Origin of the sequence: Paenibacillus sp. FSL H8-0315 (assembly GCF_038005365.1) — a bacterium.
Lineage (GTDB): Bacteria > Bacillota > Bacilli > Paenibacillales > Paenibacillaceae > Paenibacillus_AQ > Paenibacillus_AQ odorifer.
Map to the genome: position 1 here is coordinate 4985136 of NZ_JBBOTA010000001.1, position 21084 is coordinate 5006219.

At 45.5% G+C, this 21084-nt stretch carries 19 protein-coding genes; 7 read left to right on the forward strand and 12 right to left on the reverse strand.

The window, feature by feature from the left end:
• Nucleotides 1-287 precede the first annotated feature (287 nt).
• A complete protein-coding gene (locus MHB56_RS21665) occupies nt 288-869 on the forward strand; it encodes a TetR/AcrR family transcriptional regulator (RefSeq protein WP_076125257.1) in 582 nt (193 codons plus the stop codon).
• A 98-nt stretch (nt 870-967) separates the two neighbouring features.
• Here MHB56_RS21665 and MHB56_RS21670 read toward each other — a convergent pair whose 3' ends face one another.
• Genes MHB56_RS21670 through MHB56_RS21680 form a run of 3 tightly spaced genes read right to left on the reverse strand, consistent with a single transcriptional unit; the run spans nt 968 to nt 3992 of the window.
• On the reverse strand, nt 968-2239 hold the full coding sequence (locus tag MHB56_RS21670) for an ABC transporter substrate-binding protein (protein ID WP_445667749.1): 1272 nt from the start codon (nt 2237-2239) through the stop codon (nt 968-970).
• A 32-nt stretch (nt 2240-2271) separates the two neighbouring features.
• Nucleotides 2272-3111 carry a carbohydrate ABC transporter permease gene (locus MHB56_RS21675; protein ID WP_036675762.1) on the reverse strand — a complete coding sequence of 280 codons (840 nt, stop codon included), beginning with the start codon at nt 3109-3111 and terminating at the stop codon, nt 2272-2274.
• Nucleotides 3111-3992, reverse strand: coding sequence for a carbohydrate ABC transporter permease (locus tag MHB56_RS21680; RefSeq protein WP_076125253.1), 882 nt, complete (start codon nt 3990-3992; stop codon nt 3111-3113). The genes MHB56_RS21675 and MHB56_RS21680 overlap by 1 nt, the downstream gene beginning before the upstream one ends.
• A gap of 314 nt (nt 3993-4306) precedes the next feature.
• Here MHB56_RS21680 and MHB56_RS21685 point away from each other — a divergent pair, with 314 nt between their 5' ends.
• Both MHB56_RS21685 and MHB56_RS21690 read left to right on the forward strand, forming a co-directional pair.
• A complete protein-coding gene (locus MHB56_RS21685) occupies nt 4307-4783 on the forward strand; it encodes a VOC family protein (RefSeq protein ID WP_340395200.1) in 477 nt (158 codons plus the stop codon).
• The gene (locus MHB56_RS21690; protein WP_341143989.1) at nt 4783-5481 is read left to right on the forward strand and encodes an SDR family oxidoreductase; all 699 of its coding nucleotides are present in this window, start codon (nt 4783-4785) and stop codon (nt 5479-5481) included. The genes MHB56_RS21685 and MHB56_RS21690 overlap by 1 nt, the downstream gene beginning before the upstream one ends.
• A gap of 84 nt (nt 5482-5565) precedes the next feature.
• On the opposite strand, the gene MHB56_RS21695 is transcribed toward MHB56_RS21690, so the two are convergent.
• The 4 genes from MHB56_RS21695 to MHB56_RS21710 form a co-directional block, all read right to left on the reverse strand.
• Nucleotides 5566-6573: a FecCD family ABC transporter permease gene (locus tag MHB56_RS21695; RefSeq protein ID WP_339281831.1), complete on the reverse strand. Its 1008-nt coding sequence runs from the start codon at nt 6571-6573 to the stop codon at nt 5566-5568.
• Entirely contained in the window at nt 6570-7577 is a 1008-nt protein-coding gene (locus MHB56_RS21700; RefSeq protein ID WP_341143990.1) for a FecCD family ABC transporter permease, read from the reverse strand. The genes MHB56_RS21695 and MHB56_RS21700 overlap by 4 nt, the downstream gene beginning before the upstream one ends.
• Before the next feature lie 5 nt (nt 7578-7582).
• On the reverse strand, nt 7583-8530 hold the full coding sequence (locus MHB56_RS21705; RefSeq protein ID WP_341143991.1) for an iron-hydroxamate ABC transporter substrate-binding protein: 948 nt from the start codon (nt 8528-8530) through the stop codon (nt 7583-7585).
• Nucleotides 8531-8700: 170 nt separating this feature from the next.
• Nucleotides 8701-10353 carry an AraC family transcriptional regulator gene (locus MHB56_RS21710; protein WP_341143992.1) on the reverse strand — a complete coding sequence of 551 codons (1653 nt, stop codon included), beginning with the start codon at nt 10351-10353 and terminating at the stop codon, nt 8701-8703.
• 223 nt (nt 10354-10576) lie between these two features.
• On the opposite strand from MHB56_RS21710, the gene MHB56_RS21715 reads away from it, so the two are divergent.
• Together MHB56_RS21715 and MHB56_RS21720 are read left to right on the forward strand one after the other, a co-directional pair.
• Nucleotides 10577-11410 (forward strand): metallophosphoesterase family protein, encoded by an 834-nt coding sequence (locus MHB56_RS21715; protein WP_341143993.1) that lies wholly within the window; start codon nt 10577-10579, stop codon nt 11408-11410.
• Between the two features lie 180 nt (nt 11411-11590).
• Nucleotides 11591-12658: a serine hydrolase domain-containing protein gene (locus MHB56_RS21720; protein ID WP_341143994.1), complete on the forward strand. Its 1068-nt coding sequence runs from the start codon at nt 11591-11593 to the stop codon at nt 12656-12658.
• A 52-nt stretch (nt 12659-12710) separates the two neighbouring features.
• Here MHB56_RS21720 and MHB56_RS21725 read toward each other — a convergent pair whose 3' ends face one another.
• Nucleotides 12711-13988, reverse strand: a complete 1278-nt coding sequence (locus MHB56_RS21725) for a helix-turn-helix domain-containing protein (protein WP_341143995.1) — start codon at nt 13986-13988, stop codon at nt 12711-12713.
• Between the two features lie 110 nt (nt 13989-14098).
• Between MHB56_RS21725 and MHB56_RS21730 the strand changes: the two genes are divergently transcribed.
• Nucleotides 14099-16363: a glycoside hydrolase family 3 C-terminal domain-containing protein gene (locus MHB56_RS21730; protein ID WP_341143996.1), complete on the forward strand. Its 2265-nt coding sequence runs from the start codon at nt 14099-14101 to the stop codon at nt 16361-16363.
• A gap of 106 nt (nt 16364-16469) precedes the next feature.
• Here MHB56_RS21730 and MHB56_RS21735 read toward each other — a convergent pair whose 3' ends face one another.
• Complete coding sequence (locus MHB56_RS21735; RefSeq protein WP_076185319.1) at nt 16470-17678, reverse strand: MFS transporter; 1209 nt, start codon at nt 17676-17678, stop codon at nt 16470-16472.
• 119 nt (nt 17679-17797) lie between these two features.
• Nucleotides 17798-18973, reverse strand: a complete 1176-nt coding sequence (locus tag MHB56_RS21740) for a serine hydrolase domain-containing protein (RefSeq protein WP_341143997.1) — start codon at nt 18971-18973, stop codon at nt 17798-17800.
• 172 nt (nt 18974-19145) lie between these two features.
• Between MHB56_RS21740 and MHB56_RS21745 the strand changes: the two genes are divergently transcribed.
• Nucleotides 19146-19604 carry an Lrp/AsnC family transcriptional regulator gene (locus MHB56_RS21745; RefSeq protein WP_076185318.1) on the forward strand — a complete coding sequence of 153 codons (459 nt, stop codon included), beginning with the start codon at nt 19146-19148 and terminating at the stop codon, nt 19602-19604.
• Between the two features lie 124 nt (nt 19605-19728).
• Here the strand turns inward: MHB56_RS21745 and MHB56_RS29885 are convergent, their stop codons facing one another.
• Together MHB56_RS29885 and MHB56_RS21750 are read right to left on the reverse strand one after the other, a co-directional pair.
• The gene (locus MHB56_RS29885) at nt 19729-19923 is read right to left on the reverse strand and encodes a helix-turn-helix domain-containing protein (RefSeq protein ID WP_076282297.1); all 195 of its coding nucleotides are present in this window, start codon (nt 19921-19923) and stop codon (nt 19729-19731) included.
• 227 nt (nt 19924-20150) lie between these two features.
• Nucleotides 20151-21077 carry a sensor histidine kinase gene (locus MHB56_RS21750; RefSeq protein ID WP_339172342.1) on the reverse strand — a complete coding sequence of 309 codons (927 nt, stop codon included), beginning with the start codon at nt 21075-21077 and terminating at the stop codon, nt 20151-20153.
• Between the last annotated feature and the right edge of the window lie 7 nt (nt 21078-21084).

The window sequence follows — 21084 nt, forward strand, 5'->3', positions numbered from 1 at the left end:
TAAGATGGGGCCCTTTTTCACGGAACTGCTTGTTACTTCTCTCTTTGTACTCACTCCACTCCATCCTTTCAACTCGTCGATCATGGACTAAATTTACAGTGTGTTGTATAGTTTACAATGCATGAATTAGATTATAAATGAAATTTTCATGTAATCAAGCAACAATTTGCGAAAAAATGTAAAGTAGTTTACATTCTTTGTGAAAATGTAGTTTTTTCTTTTTAAAAACAACAATTATTTAAAATATGTAGCTTACAATATGAAAGTAAAAGATTGGAGAGTAGAAGATGAATAACACAACGCAACGTACAGATCCCCGGGTACTTCGGACGCGCCAATTGCTTAGAGATGCTGTAATTGAATTGCTTGAGGAAATGGATATTGAGAAAATATCAGTAAACCGTATTGCAGAGCGGGCTAAAATCAATCGTGTTACTTTTTATCTGCACTACCGGGATCTCCCGGATATGTTAGAAAAGATGGCGGATGAGATGGTGGAGGACATTCTACAAGTGGTGAACAACGATGGCAACCATGATGAATCGGTTGATGAAGAGAATCTGAGAATATTAGAGAGTCTGCTTAAGCATATTGCGGAAAATGCAAAATTCTACAAAGTCATACTCACATCGAAACGAAGCCCGATTTTTACAGATCGCCTGTTTAATTTGATGGCGGAAATCATTTCTGCACACCAGAAGAAAAAGGAGGGGGCCGTTGATCATTCAAAGGTACCGATACAAAAGGACATTGCCGTTTGGTACGGTTCAGCAGCTCTAATTGGCACGGTTATTTCTTGGCTCCGAGATGACATGCCCTATACGCCTGTGTATCTTGCCAGACAAATTAGCATGCTGCGTGCGAACTAGCAACGGGTTCCGACTAATGAAGGGAGAGGAATTAAATGAACACGCGCAAACAGCCACGCATCGTTGCGCGGCTGTTTGTCGTATCTAGAGCAGGTAAATCACTGCACACTGAGATTATCCCAGTTGATTTGGAATTCCTTCAACATCCCTTCTTTGGTCAGCTTGCCGCCGAGATACCCTTGAATGCTGCTGGATAATTCCTGTGGCATCCCGTTCGGCAGGCGGGTCCAGTTCCAGGTCAGCGCTTGATCTTTATCAGTATAAGCCAGCACCTCAGCACCTAGTGCTCCAAGATCTTCTTCGGTTCCCTTAATGTTGTCGAGCGCAGGGATGAATTGGAATTCCTTAGTGATATATTTTTTTCCGGTCTCGGAGGTGACGAGCCAATTCAGGAAGACCTTGGCCTCCTCCTTAACGGGAGAGTTTTTATTGATAACCCAATTGCTGGGTACGCCTACATAAAGCTTGTCGTTGTCTTCGGGAGTGTCGTCAATGGGCATGGGCAGGATGCCAAGGTTTAGATTGGGATCGATGCCGTCGATCTGCCCTTGTGTCCAGTTACCCTGCTGAGTCATCGCAGCTTCGCCGCTCGCTAGCATAGTGACTTGTGTATTATAGTCGGTCGAGAGCGGGTTCTTATTGCCGTACTCAACAGTAAGGTCAAGTAGATCGATCCACTTGGAGAAAATAGGGTCTCCGGCGAAGGTTTTGGAACCGTCTGTAAGTCCGGCGATGAATGCCTCTGGATCAGGCTGCTGGGCGAAAGGCACGTTTACATTATGATTGCCAAGCACGAACCATTCTTGGTAACCATTCGCAAAAGGGGTGATGCCTGCCGCTTTTAACTTCTCGGAGGCTTCGCGTAGAGCGGTTAGCGTCAATGGCTTCTCAGTGATTCCGGCTTTTTTAAATAGATCCTTATTATAGATGAAGCCGTATCCTTCCAGATTCATCGGCATCCCATACAGCTTGCCATCTATAGTCATTTGTTCTGCTGCGAGTGGCTTTACATCCTTGGCCCAAGCTTCGCCGCTCAGATCCTCCAGATATTCCAGCCACATATCACGTTCATTGTTGCCGCCGATGGTAAAGATATCCGGTTCATCTCCGGAAGAGAATTTGGCACGCAACGAGGCGCCATAATCGGTCCCGCCACCCACGCTTTGCACCTCAAGCTTAATATCGGGATGTTCTTTCTCGAATTCGGTCTTGAGCGAAGCCAGCGCTTCAGATATTTCAACCTTGAACTGGTAGATGTGTACGGTTTTGACTCCATCTGCATTGTCGCTGCTGCGTCCGCAACCGGCTGTCAGGGCAGCCAGCAGCAGGGAGCATGCGAGGAGAATTCCACGTTTTGTTCTCATATTCATTCATCCTCTCTGGCTGAAAGCAACATGTATCATTAGCCCTTCACGGAGCCCTGGGCAATGCCTTCAATAATATATTTTTGCATCACTAGGAAAAAGATGACCACCGGCGTAATCCCGAGTACAAGTCCTGGAAGCGCCAAATCCCACTGCTTCGTATATTGTCCGAAAAAGCTATAAGTGGCAATAGGGATGGTGCGAAGCACCGGATCCTGCAGAATAAGCGATGGCATCAAGTAATCATTCCAGATCCACAGGGTATTCAGTATGATGACGGTGACGATAATCGGCTGCATAAGCGGAAGTACAATCCGGAAAAAGGTACCATAAGGACTGCTGCCATCTACTCTTGAGGCCTCCTCGATATCGAGAGGTACCGATTTAACGAAGCCGTGGAATAGAAAAACAGTCATCGGGGCGCCAAACCCAAGATATGCTAAAATCAAACCGGCGGTTGAATCCATGACGCCCAAACCGCTGACGACCTGCACCAGCGGGATCATGATAGATTGAAATGGGATAACCATGGCGGCTACTAATGCAATATAGAGCACACGGTTATACAAGCTGTTGTTGCGGACCATTTTGTAAGCGCACATAGAGCAGAGGAACGCTAGCAGAATATTACTAATCACCGTGATGATAAAAGAGTTCAGGAAGGCGCGAGGGAAATTGGTAGCTTTCCAAGCTTCCGCGTAGTTGCTCCACTGGAGTGCGGAAGGCAGCGCAGCAGAGTCAGAAAGTATTTCACTATAGCTTTTCACTGAGTTAGCCAGTAAAAAGTAAAAGGGCACTAAAAATAGAAGTCCCAGCAGGATTACAATCACTTCGATGAGAAGCAGGGGGACATTAAATTTCTTGGCGGTAGTCTCCATTACAGCTCCACCTCTCTTTTCTTGGTTGCTCTAACCTGTAGTAGGGAGATCACGGCCACGATGACGAAGAAAACCATCGCTTTAGCCGAGCCCATTCCGAACCGGCTGATGGTATAGGCTTCATTGTAAATATTCAAGGCTACAGATTCGGTAGCTTTAAAGGGTCCACCCTTGGTCAGCGACAGGTTGAGGTCAAACAGCTTAAAGGACCAGGAGATAGATAGAAATAGACAAACAGTTACAGCAGGCATGACCAGTGGAAGAGTGACATGGCGCAAGGCCTGAAAACGTCCGGCTCCATCCACTTTGGACGCTTCAATTAGGCTTTGGGGAACATTGTTGATAGCAGAGATGTAGATCACCATCAGATATCCTGCATTTTGCCAGACAAATACGATAACAATCGCCCAGAATGCTGTCCCTCCGGTGCCTAGCCAGGGAAGATTAAAGAAGGACCAGCCGGTGGCCTGCCCGATAGAGGAGAATCCTCTGACAAAAATAAACTGCCAAATAAACCCGAGCAAAAGTCCGCCAATCACATGCGGTACAAAAAATACCGTTCTCAGGACATTACGTGTGAACAGTTTGCGCGTCAGCACATAAGCGAGTGCGAAGCCAAGCAGATTGGTCAGCACTAGACCGAAGAAAGTGAACTTCGCCGTGAACCAGAATGAATTAAGAAAGGAAGGATCCTTGGTGAAAATATGTAGATAGTTTCGTAGTCCGGTCCACTCGACATGCCGCGAGATTCCGTTCCAGCTGGTAAATGAATAATAGAGTCCCAAAAAGAAAGGAATCAGCACAATAATAAAGAAAAACAAGGAAGTTGGCCCGACAAAAATAAACTGCTGCATCAGGCGTGATCTTTTTCTATGGTCCATCGTTCCTCACCCCTTTTGTTAATTTAAACTTTTCATTCTATAACCGAATTGGTGATTAACCGAAACAAACAGTAATATAACGCACCAAGTATTCTTAACGAGTTGCGGCATCGGGAGAGGCGAAAATGCCTTTGATAGCGCCGAAAGTGTGCGATTTGGAGAAAAGAGAGGCAAAAATGCCCTTGATAGCGCCGAAGTCGGCTGAGCTTTCTCTGGATAATTTTCATTGGCCCGGAGCGATTTCTTTTCGGGCTTGACAGCCTTTTCAAAGAATCGGTATGGTGGACTTGTCAGACAAATGGGAGGTAGGGTACATGTCAGGATGGCTGGGGAATCATTTTGTTACGCAGATTGGAATTTTGGTGAATGATGTTGAAAAGGTAAGCACGGCTTATGCGGAGTTTTTTGGACTGGAAAAGCCGGAAATTATCGTTACAGATACAGAAGATCAGGCGCAGACTCGGTATAATGGCGAGGCGACGGTGGCGCGGGGGAAGTTGGCTTTTTTTGATATGGGCTCCCTTCAGCTTGAACTGATTGAGCCAGACCAGCAGCCCAGTACATGGCGTGATTATTTGAATGAACATGGTGAGGGACCTCATCATATTGCTTTTGTGGTTGAAGGAATGAAGGAGAAGATTATGCTGCTCGAAGGCAAAGGGTTCCCACTCCAGCAAAAGGGTGAGTATACCGGGGGGCGTTATGCTTATATGGACACGTTCAAGGAGTTAAAGGTGATTGTGGAGCTGCTGGAGAACGATAAAGATAAAGATAAAGGAGAGGATGTATAGTGAATATTCTAATTACTGGTGCCGGACGTGGACTAGGTTATGAGCTGGCGGCTGAGGCATTGAAGCGGGGGCATGGAGTCATTGCCGGGGTTCGCCGTCCCGATCAGGAACAAACAGCACTATCTCAGCTCGCTGCGACCTACGGGGAGAAGCTGACTGTGGCCCAGCTGGACGTGACGGATGAAGAAGGAATCGCGGCAATTGCTGCAAATCTGCAAGGACAAGGCCGGACGCTTGGTGCCATTATCAATAATGCGGCAGTACTGACTGCAAGGGACACACAGATTGAAGAGCTGGATTTCCAAGATATGCTTACCACGATGGATATTAATCTTTATGGACCGATGCGAGTGGTTAAGCATTTCTTGCCGCTACTCATTGAACCCGAGCTTTCGATCATCAACATATCGTCGGAAGCAGGCAGCATTACTAATGCTTATTCCGGAGACTATCCTTATTCCATCTCCAAAACGGCACTTAATATGTTCTCACAGCAGCTGCATGTATATTTAAAAGAACGCGGGGTACAAGTACTCGGCGTACATCCCGGCTGGATGCATACGGATATGGGCGGGGCAGAGGCGCCAACGAATCCGACCCAAAGTGCTGAGGGCATCATGGACTTGATCGAGAAGCGGACTACACCGGAAGGTCAATTCATGTTTGTAGACTATACGGGTAAGGATATGAAGATTTAATAAAGAGTGTTCTAACTAAAAGAGGTAACTCAATAGCCATTCATGGCTTCTGAGTTACCTCTTTTTGATTTTCTATATGCTTATTTATTTCTTAATCAATAAATAAGCGAAATAAGGTACGCCGATCAATGCTACCATGATCCCAGCGGGGATGCCATCAGGGGAGACGAGATTGCGGCCAACGGTGTCCGCGATCAGAAGCAACCAGCCACCCAGCAATACTGCGACGGGAATAAACATCTGATTGCGCGGACCCACCAACGATTTCGCAATATGTGGTGCCATCAATCCGATAAAAGCGATTCCACCTGTTACGGATACCGCGGAGGCGGCAGCTGCGACGGCGATAAGAATCAGGACGATACGTTCGCGCTCCAGATTCAGACCGACACCAATGGCTGATACCTCACTCAGACTGAGCAGATTGAGTCGCAGCGATTTGTACAGGGTAAAGGGAACTAGCAGTAATAACCAAGGCAGTAAAGCCCAGATGAAGGGCCAATCTGTACCCCAAATATTCCCGGCAATCCATTTTGCGATAAAATCAACTTTGGCACGATCTGCGGATGAAATGATTACGATCATAACTCCCGACAGCGCTAGGGAAAATCCGACCCCGACCAAAACTAGCCGAATAGGATCAAGTCCTCTAGTCCGACTATATGAAAAAAGATAAATTAATGCTGCCGTAATTATAGCCCCTATAAAAGCAACCAGCGGCAAAGCATAAATGAAGGATCCAACGCTAACCGGGAAATAGAGAAAAAATACAGCGACAGCCACACCTGCCCCGGAGTTAATCCCAATAATACCGGGGTCTGCTAGATCGTTTCGGGTAACACTTTGCAGAATCGACCCAGATAAGGCCAAGGCCATTCCTGCCAGTAGCGTAATTAGAATACGTGGCAGTCTCACAGAAAATAATACAAAGTCCTCTTTAAAGGTTCCATGACCGAAGAGAACGGGAAGCAGCCTGTCAAAAGACAGGGAAGAGTAGCCGATTCCCATACTGGCAATAGCCGTAAGCAGGATCAGTCCGGTGCATACCCACAGGATAAGACGTTGTTTTCGTACTGGAGCAGAGGAAATCATGAGAGTGTTTGACCTCCTTTACGAACAACGAACAAAAAGAAAGGCAGTCCTAGCATAGCCACGACAGCAACTATCGGCGTTTCATAAGGGGCGTGGATTGTACGTCCAATCGTATCTGCAAGTAGCATGAAGGATGCCCCAGTGAATACTGAAATCGGCAGAATATAGCGGTAGTCGGTGCCGACTATTTTGCGGACAATATGCGGAATCATTAGCCCTACAAAAGCCATGTCCCCAATTAGAGCGACCGATGCGCCAGTCAGCAGAATAATGAGTGTGAACAGAATCCCTTTAACCAAAACAAGGTTTTGTCCTAATCCGATCGCTACCTCGTCACTCAAGCTAAGAATAGTCAGCTGGTTAGAAAATATTAATGCCACCACGATCCCGATGAGGATCACAGGTGCAATGGCCTGAAGCTGGCCCCAAGTTGTGCCGATAAGCCCACCGGCAGTCCACATGGATACATCTTTGGATATCTTGAAGGCAATGCTGACACCACTTGCGATAGCATATAGGAATGCAGATACCGCAGCACCAGCGAGTACGATACGGATCGGAGACAAGCCACCTTGGCGCACGGAGCCGAGAATAAGAACCAGAACGGCTCCCAGAGCAGCGCCGAAGAAGCAAGCAATCATGGTACCAAAATAGTTCAGCCCCGGCATAAATACGAAGGTAAGCGCCAGTGCCATATTAGCTCCTGAAGTTAACCCCAGCAGGCCGGGATCGGCTAACGGATTGCGCGTAACGCCTTGCATAATAGCACCGGATACGGCAAAGGCGGCGCCGATCAGCATGGCGGCCAGTTCACGCGGCAGCCTGATCTCACGAAGAATGAGGACATTGTCTGCCGTTGAACTTGAAGTGATGGCAAGCCACAGATCATGGAAGGTGGTTTCTTTAGCCCCGAATAACATCGCGATCACGAGGCAAATAACCATTACCAGCACGCTACCAAGCAGCTTATAAAAGAATGGAATGGAAGTTTGCTTCGTAGTCATCTTTATTATTTTCCTAGAAAGCTTTTTTCAAAGAATTCCAGTTGATATTCTAAGCTAAGCGGATCGTTAAAATAGAATCCTTTGGCATCAGCTTCGTAAACATGATTATTTTTGACAGCAGGGATGCTCTTGTAGATTTCTGTATCCTGGAAGGAATTATCTTCATCCGCATTTTTACTGAAAATAACGTAATCGCCTAGATAATCCTTCAGCACTTCTGTTGAGAGGGCCACGTAACCATCTGTTTTGGTGCCTTCCTTTACTGTCTCCGGCATACCGAGCTTGAAGTCCCCATAGAGGAGTTCAGTTCCGCGGCCAAAGTTATACCCGTATACATACAATTGCTTATTGAAGGTTTCAATGACAGAGACAGTTGCATCCTCGCCGATCTTCGCTCTGATTTCCTCACCCGCTTTTTTGGTGCGGGCACTAAAGTCATCTACCCAAGCTTGGGCTTCTTTTTCTTTGTTCACCAATTTGCCGACTTCCAGCTGTTGGGTTAAGTAATCAACTTTATTATAAGTATAAGTAACCGTTGGTGCGATTTGCTTGAATTTATCGATGTTCTTAATATCGGAGAGACCGATAATCAGATCCGGCTGCAGCTCAATGATCTTCTCCAGACTTTCATCACTTACAGCTTCTACATCTTTCAATTGCTCTTCAAAGCGCGGATTGGTTTTGGACATTTCATCTACGCCTACAACAGGTACACCTAGAGCCATAACATTACCTGTTAAAAATCGAGTGAGGACAACGACACGCTGAGGATGTGTCGGAACTTCAACAGGTCCATTTTCCGATTCATAAGTAAAAGTCGCACTTTCTGACTCCGCAGCAGGAGCCGAGGATGGGCTGTTTGTAGGACTAACCTCATTCTTCGCCTGATTTCCCCCACAAGCACTAAGGGCAAGCCCTAAAATAAGTACAAACGGAATAAATATCTTTCTCATTTAAATAATTCTCCCCTTTTAATGACTATGTTTCCGTGAATAATTCCATTATTTAATGAATCCCAGGCTGTGCCATAGATTGATTATGAGAATCATTCGCATTTGTAATCATTATAGGGATCACTTATGTGCCTAACCATGCCTTTTTGTTGGAAAAAAGACTTGGACTATTATTGGCCTTCGAATAATGCAACCGCACGTCCAAGCTGCAAACGAATGGAAACTGGATTATAAGGCACCCATTCATCCAGATTAAGCAGATGGATCTTCTTGTTCTGCACAGCAGAAAGCTGGTTCCAATAAGAGGAGTGGAAGATTTCTTCACTGTGTGCAGTGGAGCCTTTTGCGTCTGGAAATACAGTGACTAACAATCGGTCACCGGCATAAGCCTCCAGCTCAGAGACGTCAACCACAAGGGAATGAAACTGGTCGCCGAGTTTATTTATTTGATCCTCAATCAAGGCAGGAGCCTTGAGACCTAGCGATTGATAGATCACATACCCAACATTTCTTGCCCCGTATACGAGTAGTCCATCTGGTTTAATGACCAGAAGGGTTACAATCTCGTTAGCCACCGCGCTTTGCTGCACCACGGCCCGAGCTTCCAGCTCCTCTTGTTCAAAATCGTCCAGCCACTGCTCAGCACGTTCGCTACGGTGAATGGCACGGCCGATCAAGCGCAAGTGGTCTTTCCATCCTAGTTCCTGCCAAGAGATTTCAACAATAGGAGCGACCGCCCGCAGCTGCTCAGCGTTCAAGCCGAATTCTTCCAGATGTTGTGTGGCTGCAATAAGCAATTCAATGTTTGCTTCCAGTAATAACGCTTTTATCTGCTCAGCCGAGCTGTTCGTATGGATGAATTTCATAGACTGTGGTGGTTCCTGGTCAGAAAGATTTAAATACTCGCTGCTCTCTGAAATGGTAACTGCAGGTTCCAGGCCAAGCAGCAGCAAATGACTGGCATAGGGAGTGAGCATCACCGCTACACGTTGGAAAGGGATAAGATTATAGCCTGAAGGAGATGCGCCGGTCTGCTGCTTAAAGCGCCGACTAAGATAGAACTCATCCTTGTAGCCCACCTTTAAAGCAATTTCTCTTAGTGTGCTTGAACTATTAAGCAGTAGTTCCTTCGCTCTGTGAACTCTCAACCTGGACAGATATTCATTAGGGGTAAAGCCCGTAAATTGTTTAAATAGCGTTGAATAATGTGAACCGCTCACACCCGCAATTGCAGCTAATTGCTCACGTGATATTTTTTCACTGAAGTGATTCTCTAAGTATGTGATACTGCGTTCCATTGAGGGCTGCTCACTCACTTCAAATCTTGTTTCCTGCTGCTCCAGCAATTGAAGAAGGATCTGATGGAACAGGATCTGGTTCTGCACATGACGTATTTCACGATCTGGCAACCGGTGAAGATACAATTCCTTCATATTAGATACAATGGCTGGTTCATGAGGAAACAACAGCATATTTGAATTGGATGTCAGTTGGCTTGTCCGCGTCATAGCACTGGAGGGCAGTGCTCGTGTCTGTTCTTGAATCCGGATTGAAAGCTTATAAGCATGAAGCGGCTGCTGGCGATTTGTAATTAGAGAGGCGTAAGTATTCTCGGGGAGAAGGACGACAATGCCTTCCATTAGCTCATAAGTCTGATGATCGACCTCAAGCATACCCTTGCCAGCAGCAATAGCTAGTAGGACGGTTGAATGCTCATGAATCTGAAGTCTTGGCAGATTTGAGGTTCCATACATCGACTGAATACTATCAGCGGTATATAAAGGGAAATGGGACTCCGCCCATTCTGGGACTATGTTATTCAAATCTTAAGCCTCCGTTACCTATAATTCTATGAATGGTATTATATTCTTCACTTCTATGGGACTAATTATAACATCTCCCGTTTGGGACAAGCCGCATAAATGACCACAAAGTAGAAGAGAAACTAATCTCCTAGATGAATCCATTGGTCCAAGAGTCCCTAAGGTCAAGCGAATATAAATACTACTATGATCCTTCATCCATTTTAAAAGAGGTGAATCTAAGATGAAAAGACAGGTGAAACCTAGTAGGAAAAGAAGACCTGCCTCCAGACTGCAGCCTAAACGTAGTTTAATTCTTAAAGCAAAAGCGCAAATCATTAACTTTGCGGTTATTGGTGATAGTCATGTGGGGTATGGAAACAGCTCAAGCATTTTTAGAAATCTTTTGCCTAAAGCTGTGAATAGCGGGAATAAGAGATTTGTTATTTTTGGAGGAGATAATACGCAAGCGGGAGCTAATTATGGAAATAATGCGAATGCTTACTACAAGGATTTCAAGGATACGGTAACAAGCACGCTTGGGAGTATTCCTTATAAAGCATCTATAGGAAATTGGGAGGCAAGCACACAGTCCTTATTCACACAATATTTAGGTGCTGTTGAAGGTCAAATGAATTTTCCGGGTACGCAGGGGAAGGTCAAGTATGTATGGCTTAATTGTGCGCTTGGACGGTTTACTCCGGGTAGTATAAATTTGTTGAGAAATTTAGATGATAGTTTTTATTATATTATAGATTTTCATTGGCCTCTCAAAGTAAGTGGGATTACGGTGGACCCAACCCATGTATTAAGCGCATCGGAGACGAATAAGTTTTTTTCATCCATTCCTACAAAAGTGAGAGATAAGGTGTTAGCTATTTTTACGCATCATGGACATCTGTTTTACCGAAAGCTTAGTAATATATATCCCGGTTACAACAAAACTAAATTTTTCGTATGCGGATGTTCGGGGGAATATAAATGCAAAACAAATGGTGATCGGGGTTATTACAATGCCACATTATCCATCAACGGGACAACATTTAATGTGGATGCTTTTAAGGTAGCGGTAACTTAGCAAAAACTAAGCTGAAGCTGATTTTCGGGAGAAACCGGGGTCAGCTTTAGTTTTTTTAGCAAATAGTTAATAGAAACTCAACAATTCAGTCACAGGATAATAGTAAACTAGCAGGATTATTTAATATATTTGTATAATAGTTTATATATGTATTAAATGAATCATATTGGAGGGCTACCGATGAGAGGGTTAGTATTTAATTCTTTAGAACAGGCGGGTGTCTCGGCTTTTGGTGTGGAGCGTATTCGTACAGCCGCCGCACAAATGGTTGAAGACAATATCACACCTGCGCAAGTTATTGTTGCTGCGAGAAAGGGGACGCTGCTGGTCCATCAAGCGAATGGAAAATTCGGACCTGAAGCAGACGCAGCAGATTTAACAGCGGATGCTATATTTCCACTCTGTTCCATCACAAAACTATTTACTGCAACCGCTATTATGATGTTAGTGGAACAAGGGAAAGTGGGCCTAAACAGGCCGGTTTCTGATTACATCCCCGAATTTACAGGGGAGAACAAAACAAAGGTATGCGTACATCATTTGTTGACACATACCTCTGGAATTGAGGTTAATGGCGGTTATGATGCACCACTTAGCCATGAGCCAGGTACTGTGATGTCTTACTGTGGATATGGTTATGAGCTGTTGGGTGAAATTATACGGCGTGTTAGTGGACAAGCTTATGATGTATTCGTAAAGGAAACTATTTTTAAACCGCTTGGAATGGAAAATACATATTATCGTGTGCCAATGGAAGTGCGGAACAGAGTAGTTAGACGTGCCCCTGAGGCAGCATGCGCGGAATGGGTAGACAGTGAATACAATTTGAATTCTGTATCTGCGGGGGGCGGCGCTTACTCAACGGCTATGGATTTGGCTGTTTTTGGCCAGATGTTCCTTAACGGCGGAATTTATAACGGAGTACGATTGCTTAGTCCGGTAACAGTAAAAGAAATGACCCGCAATCAAATTCCGGGCGTATCCTCACAATATAGAGACGAAGTTTTCCTTGAAGCGTACTGGGGGTACGGATGGGCGATTAATGGCACGAAGCGTGACGGCGGAGATCTGCTCTCTGCAGATGCCTATTCACACTGGGGGGCGGCAGGTCCTTTCCTCTGCGTGGATCCGATTTATCAGACAGTGACGGTTCATTTATCCGTAGAGCTGGATCACCAGAAGCCATTTAAAAATATGTATGTTGATTACTTCAACAATACTGTTCTTGCAGCAATCACAGAGCTGTGATGTCAGCTGCTATTTTCATATCCATTTTGAATTTTTGTTGTGTCTACTTTTCTTAAAGTGTGTTTTCCCTATTTGTTCTAAATTGTTTAGGGGTGATTCCGGTATATTTCTTAAACACTTTGGTAAAGTAGCTCTGATCATTAAAATGTAGGCGTGAGGCGATGTCCGATAAGCTTATCTCTGGTACTTCTATTAATCGTTTTGCCTCTTCAATCCGCTCCAATTGAATAAAATCGCTGATGGTGATGCCGGTCCCCTTCTTAAATAATAGGGAGAGATAACTTCTATTTAATCCTGCAACCTCAGCCAGTCTATCTAAGGAAAGTTCCTCATATAGGTGATTGAAAATATAGTTCTGACAGAGAGCCACGGTGCGCGACAGTTTCGCCATCCGGCTCTCTTTGACATGGTCTGCGAAATCGCAAAGGGCATTAAGAACGGCATGATCTACAGCGGGAATATCTTTTAGTTCTTCGATATGCTGGATATGAAAGTCGCTTAGGGTATAAGAAATTTCCCAGTACAGCCCTCCATCTATAGCTGCACGTGTAGCGAGTGTAATACAAGAGATTGCCAGATTCTTTTTGTTACGTAATTGGCTCCTTTTAGAGAGAAGCCCGTAACTCTCTTCGGAGAACGAAGCTTGAACGCGTAGCAGCTCAGTTTTATTGCCTTTTTTGACATAGTGAAAGAGATTTTTTTCTAGCATAGGCTCATGGTGCAGCCACGTATTCTCACGGCGATAAGAAATATCCAAATCCAAACTGCCTGAGGGCAGTTGTTTATAGGCAAGAATGCGGGAGTCCAGCAGTAGTTCGCTAAGGGTCAAGGTTTTTCCAGTAACTAGCGAGTATAGCAGCATAGCGGTATGGTATAGTCTCATTTTATTTAACACGGTCAGACTGCGGTAATAGTTAAGCCATTGCTCCTGAAACTTAAGGGGAACTTCATGATCACGCATCAGACTTGCCACATTATCCTCCGTAGGTTGAGCATACAATGAAGGGCCAATCACAATGCTTCCCTCGTTGCTCTTGTCTGAGGGTAGATGGAGAATAATATAATTCTCTAGAAAGTTTGTAGTACGAACGATTGGTACAGTAGAAGTCGGTCCATTGCCATTAGAGTTGTTCTCACGATTAAAAGATTTAGTAATTTCAGAAAGTGGCTCATTAAGGTTATGAACCCAAGGGGCGCCCTCGAAGGAGGAAGGCATAGCAAATTCAATTTCCCGAGTGGCGTCGAGCAGGAACACGGGAATTTGCTGTGACTCATACATCACTTTACAGATATATAGGACTCTTTCCTTATCCTCCAAATGATCTAACATGTTATGACCTCCTCGCCTAACAAGAATACCAAAAACACGATAATAATGCCATAAATCAAGCATGAAGTATATTAAAATGGGGATAGTATACAATCAGAGGAGGCATTTTTATGAAAACCAAAATTCATGAACTCATATCACAATTGACCCTTGAGGAGAAAGCGGGACTCTGTTCAGGGCTTGATTTCTGGCATACCAAGGGGATTGAACGACTCGGAATCCCTTCTTTGATGGTAACGGACGGACCCCATGGTTTACGCAAGCAAAAAGAGAGTGCCGATCACCTCGGGCTTCATAACAGTGTTCCCGCAACTTGTTTTCCTTCAGCAGCAGGGTTGGCTTCTTCGTGGGATCGGGCACTAATTGAGCGAGTGGGGAAGGCGCTTGGTAAGGAGTGCCAGGCAGAAAACGTTGCTGTTCTGTTGGGACCGGGGACGAATATTAAACGCTCTCCACTGAACGGTCGTAACTTTGAATATTTCTCGGAAGACCCTTATCTTTCTGCGGAGATGGGGGGGAACCATATCAAAGGTGTGCAAAGCGAAGGAGTAGGAACCTCGCTTAAGCATTTTGCCGCCAATAATCAGGAACACCGGAGAATGTCGGTAGATGCGGTTATTGATGAACGGACGCTGCGGGAGATTTATCTGGCTAGCTTTGAAGGTGCAGTTAAGAACAGTCAACCTTGGAGCGTAATGTGTTCTTACAACCGGGTTAACGGTGAATACGCTTCTGAGAGTGAAACGCTTCTAACGCGGATTCTTAGAGATGAATGGGGTTTCGAAGGATTTGTAGTTTCGGATTGGGGTGCGGTCAATGAGCGAGTGAAGGCGCTGCAAGCAGGGCTGGAGCTGGAAATGCCGTCAACGGGAGGACTTGGCGATGCCAAGATTGTCGCAGCCGTGCAAAGTGGGGAACTAGCTGAAGAAACGTTAAACCTTGCGGTGGAGCGGCTGCTCACTTTTATTTTTAAGGCGGTAGACAATCGTAAAGATAATACTTCATTTAATGCTGAAGAGCATCACCAACTGGCACGGAAAGTGGCGAGGGAAAGCATGGTGCTTCTTAGAAATGAGGAGGAAGTTCTACCCTTATCTAAACAAGGTACTATTGCGATCATTGGGGAATTTGCTAAAAATCCGCGTTATCAAGGTGGGGGAAGCTCGCATGTGAATCCAACACAATTGGATGATGCTTTTGAAGAGATGAGAGGTCTTGCGGGGTCTGCTGAGCTGCTATATGCCCAAGGATATGAACTGGAGCATGATGAGATTAATGAGGTTTTGCTGCAAGAGGCAAGAGAAACAGCGGCAAAAGGTGATGTAGCGGTGTTGTTCCTTGGACTGCCGGATAATTATGAGTCAGAGGGTTATGATCGCAGCCACTTGTCTCTTCCAGAGAGCCATAAAGCGCTGATCGATGTGGTAGCTGAGGTCCAGAGTAATATCGTTGTTGTACTCAGTAATGGCTCACCTGTAGAGATGCCTTGGATTGATAAAACAAAAGGAGTCCTTGAGGGTTATCTAGGTGGGCAGGCGTTTGGGGGTGCCGTAGCAGATTTATTGTTTGGAGAGGTCAGCCCAAGCGGTAAACTGGCAGAGACATTCCCCATGAAGCTGAGCGACAATCCATCCTTTCTTAATTTCCCGGGGGAAGGGGATAAGGTAGAGTATAAGGAAGGTTTGTTCGTAGGTTATCGTTATTATGATAAAAAAGAGATAAAACCGCTGTTTCCTTTCGGCTTTGGTCTCAGCTACACAGAGTTTCAATACAGTCATTTAACAATTTCCAAGAGCAGCATAAAGGACACCGAGACTGTTCAGGTTAAGGCTACCGTTAAAAATACGGGCACTCGCGCAGGAAAAGAAATCGTTCAGCTCTATGTTAGTGATGTGGAGAGCAGCGTGATCCGTCCACTGAAGGAACTAAAAGGCTTCCAGAAGCTAGAGCTTCAGTCTGAAGAAGAGCAGGAGGTAACCTTTGAGTTAGATAAACGCTCCTTTGCTTATTACAACGTTAACATTGGTGATTGGCATGTGGAAAGTGGAGATTTTGAAATTGCTATTGGCTCATCATCGCGGGATATTCGTCTGACAACTTGTATCGGAGTAGAATCGACCAATCCGCTTACGATGCGTTATCATCGGAATAGTACTATTGGTGATTTGCTGGATAATCCACGGACAGCGGAAAAAGTGAAGAAATTCAGCAGTGTTTTTGGCTTAGAGGGTGCGATGGATGATAACCCGGAAATGTACATGGCGATGATGAAATATATGCCGCTGCGGGCAATGATCGGTTTCGGCCAAGGGAAATACACGGAAGAAGATTTAGCCAAGGATCTGCAAGAATTTAATACATTGGCTACTAAGTAGAAGTAAGCCAGTGGCACATATTAGTCCTATCTAATATGCACCACTGGCCTTATTTGTGTAAATTTCTTGTCTGGATACCGTTACCCATTAACTCGATAGGTATGCCTCAACGTTTCCTTGAAGGAAATCCGTAATCTTTAGCGCGCCACGCTACTAGCAGCGCAAGAATCAATAGTATAAACATTACCCACGGGAAGGAGCGGACACCAAGTGTTTCAATAAGAATTCCGCCTATCACTCCGCCACCGCCAATAGCTAGGTTCCATGCCGTCACCAGCATCGATTGGGCCACATCTGCACTTTCGCCAGCGGTTTCGGCAACGGCTGTCTGTAGCAAAGTAGCTGCTCCTCCGAACGTCAACCCCCATACACCAACCACTAAATAGATCACTATGGGCTGGCTGCTACTAATGCCTAGTACAATGGATGACAAGGCAAAAGCAGCTAGGCTGATCAGAACCAATGGACGCAGTTTGCGGTCGATCAAAATACCGATGACCCAGATGCCAACAAGCGCTGTAATGCCGAAAACAAGCAATACCAAGTCAACCCGCTGGGTTAGCCCGGCCTGAGTAAGATAGGGGGCAATATAGGTATACAAGATGTTGTGTGCTAGTACCCATACCAGAACGACAAACAATACCGGCCGTACCCCCGGAATAACAAAAACCTTGTAGAGAGGGAGCCGTTTATCAGGGGCTTCTCCTGGATAGTCCGGTAGCTTCCAAAATACCCAAGCGATCAGCATGAGAGCTAATAGCGACATGAACCCGAAGATAGAGCGCCAGCCTACAAGGGTGCCAAGAAGGGTTCCAGCAGGGACACCGAGTGCCAGAGCGAGAGGTGTGCCAACCATCGCTACCGCCATTGCTCGTCCTTTGAGTGACTCCGGCACCATGCGCCGGGCGTAACCTGCTATCATGCCCCATAAGACTCCAGCGGATACGCCGGCGAAGAACCGAGCTGTTAGCGTAAGTATATAATTGGAAGAAAAAGTGGTGACGGTGTTGAATATGAGAAAACCAAGGATGCACATTAGTAGCAGTGGTCGCCGCCGCCATCCACGCGTCACGGTAGTTAAGGGAATCGCGGCCAACAGGGAACCAAGAGCATACAAAGTGACAAGTTGACCGGCAAGGGCCTCGGAGACACCAAGCCCCTCACCTATTTGGAGCAACAAGCCTGCCGGAATCGTTTCGGTAAGAATACAGATAAACCCCGTCATAGCTAAGGCGAGTAATCCAGCCCATGGCAGACGTTCAGAAGAGGGAGTGCTGGGGGCACTTTGTGTGGCAGAAGATGTGTTTTGGCTCATAGAGAAGCCCCTCTCTTATATAATTTTAGCAAACTCAATGATATAGACGACGAATAGGGTCTACTGGACAGAGAGCCTAGGCTGGTTCATTCCGGACCCAGGCTTCTTGTGTTCATGCTCTATTTATTACGTCTATCATAAATGGCATCACAAAGGTCTACAGTAAACTGACCCGACATGCCTTCCAATGCGGTATTAGTGAAAGCGACGACACTGAGGCGTTGCTTGGGATCTACGAACCACGAATGACCATAAGTACCACCCATGCGCCAAGTACCCGGAGATTCTGGAGTGTCTGCGGCGACAGGATCCTTTAGTACCGTGATGCCTAGGCCAAAGCCTCGTCCTGGCCAGAAGGCCATTGGCAGATCACCGATCTGGTTGGTCGTCATATCGTGAACCAGTGACTCCGGTAGCAGCGGCGCTCCGCCCTTACGTAATGTTTCCAGCAGTTGCAAAAAATCTCCGGCGCTGCCGACCATGCCAGCTCCTCCAGAAGGATAGGCAGTAGTGTCAAGTGCTCGGCTAGGGGCAAGCAGGAACCCAGCCGTTCCCTCCACAAAGGCAATACTGTCAGGATCAAGTAAGGGCCGTGGCTCTGGAGTATCATTGGCATAGGAAGTGGCCAGCCGTTCTCGATCGACTGCAATAAAACCCGTGTCGCTCATGCCAAGCGGCTTTGTCACGAGTGAATGTACAGCCTCACTGAGCGGTGTTTCTGTGACCTTTGCAATTACTGCTCCCAGCACATCTGTCGCGATGGAATATTTCCACTCGGTACCTGGCGTATAAAGGAGGGGGACAGAGGCAAGACGGCGCAGGTTCTCTTCCAATGTGATGCCGGACTGATCCATACCATCTGATACCCCTGCTGACTGATAGGAACCCTTCTCTTCTTGGAAAAATCGGTAAGACAGGCCCGCGGTGTGCGTCATCAAATGACGAATCGTCAAGGAAGCGAACTCGCCATTCTGCAAACGCGGCTGAAACTCTGGAAGCCAACGATCAACGCGGTCGTCCAGTTGTAGACGACCTTGCGCAACTAATACTAGGGCTGCCGTTGAAACGATAGGTTTAGTAACTGAAGCGAGCCGGAATAAGGCATCTTCTCGCATAAGTCGGCCTAGCTGGCGGTCGGCAAAACCGGCAGCACGGCTATAAACCAGTTCCCCATCTATCGCCACTTTAATGACAGCACCGACCAAGCGCTTGTCAGCGAGGGTTCGATCGATTACTCTATCGATGCGACCTGATAAACATTCTGTAATTATTTTATTTGAATCCAATATACTCAACGGTCTTCATCCCTTCGGAATAGTTAAAGTCAAGAACACTTTACTATTGTAGGGTTATTATATATAACAAGTTATCTTGATTACATAAGGCAACTAAGCTAAATTAGCTTTATAACGGTTAATTACAATCTATTTAATATAGAAAACCTTAAATTTAAAGGAGGCGATTTTGATGGACCATGTTGATAAGCAAATTCTTTTCCATCTTCAAAATCAAGCAAGAATTTCTATGACAGAGCTGGGCAAATGTGTCGGTTTATCGCAACCTGCGGTTACGGAGAGAGTTAGGCGTATGGAGGAAAAAGGCATCATCAGCGAATATCGCACCATAATTTCTCCTGAAAAGATTGGGAAACAAGCAGCTGCCTACATGTTATTTCATTCTAGGGATTGTAATGCATTCCTTGATTTCTGCCGCTCAAGTCCTGATGTCGTCGAATGTTACCGTATAAGTGGGGAACACAACTACTTATTGAAGGTAGTAACCGACTCTACACGAGCCCTCGAGGAGTTCGGAAATCAATGTGACAAATACGGTACTTACACGATTCTGATCGTGATGTCATCACCAATCGATCATAAATTTCTTATACCCTCGCTTGAAGAAGCAAGCCTAAACTTGCTGAGTTAGATTTTAAACATAATCCGTTAGCCTGTCGTAACAAAAAAAAGACTCTTCTATATAAATAGAGGAGTCTTTTTGGTTTAGATATATTAATAAAAATGATTGCAGCTGCTCCTTTTTCGTAGATACATCATGGACTTTCTATCTTATAAGTCTGGCGGTATTTTAGTGGAGAAAGCCCGGTGATTACCTTAAATACCCGACCAAAGTGAGTCATATTATCAAATCCAACATTTTCAGCTATCTTGGCTACTTTAAAGGCAGTATTGATTAACAAGGCACGAGCTTCCTGGTGGCGATAAATATAAATAAGCAGCTCAAACATAAGTGTTTTTAAATAGAATTCATAGCCGGGAGGTTGCTTCGTAAATTCAGAGACCCTTTTATTGAATAATTTCTCGATAAAGTTTTGTTCAGAACCATGAACCTGAACGGGTGGGAGATCAGTTCGAAGAAGTCCGGAAAAACCTGTAGGCCATTGGCTATCGGGAATGAGCTACCTTCAATAAACGGGTTAGAACAATGGTTAGTCTAGACCAACTATAAAATGAATTAAGTAGCTAAGCTAATGCCAGCATCGCCTAGTTTCCAACGGCAGGTCATTATCAGCTTCTCACCCTCCAGTTCGGCTGTCAGCGTGCCACCCATTTTATTCATTAGACTTTTGGCGATGGAGAGACCCAGCCCGGAAGCTTGAGAAGATCGGGTACGGTCTGCGGTATAGAATCGGTCAAATAAGAGGTTAATATCGCTTCCGACTAGTTCCTTCGCATCGTTTACTATTGTTAAGTCAGCTGTTTCCTGCTGTCGTTCGAAATGGATTTCTACATACCCGGTCGCATGTTTGACCGTATTGACAAGTAAATTTTCGACAACTCTCCGCACAGCGGATTCATCGGCGTATACGGATACATTTTCCTCAGGTAGCCGTATATCCGGTGTAATATTGCGTTCGTTGAAAGAATCGTAAAATCCGACCAGTATTTCCGAGAGTAGAGCCCTCATCCCAAGCTTTTCCGTATGTAGAGGATAATCTAGCGATTCGATCAAGGAAAGCTCAAAAAAATCATTCAGCAGCGCCTGCAGCCGTTTCGTCCGATTTTTAACGATGGCAACATATTCAAGTTTTTCATCAGGGGTAATTGACTCATCCTCCAACAGTTGAATATAACCGAAGATGGAGGTGAGGGGTGTACGGATATCATGTGAAATATTCGCCACAGCCTGACGGAATTCTTGTTCGACACGTTTTCGCTGGGCTTCCGCTTCGACGATTAAATCAGATTGACGATTGATTTGTCCCGCAAGCGCCTCAAGCTTCTGGTCGAATAGAGCCACATCAATTTTTTTACCGGATGCTCGCTCGTTGTAGGTATGCAATTGCTCTGTTATCCGCCCTAGTTCTCGCCTTAACATTAAGAAACGGAAAAGCAGGAGAGCTCCTGCCGCAAACAATATGATTGTCAGAATAAGCAACACTCTCCTG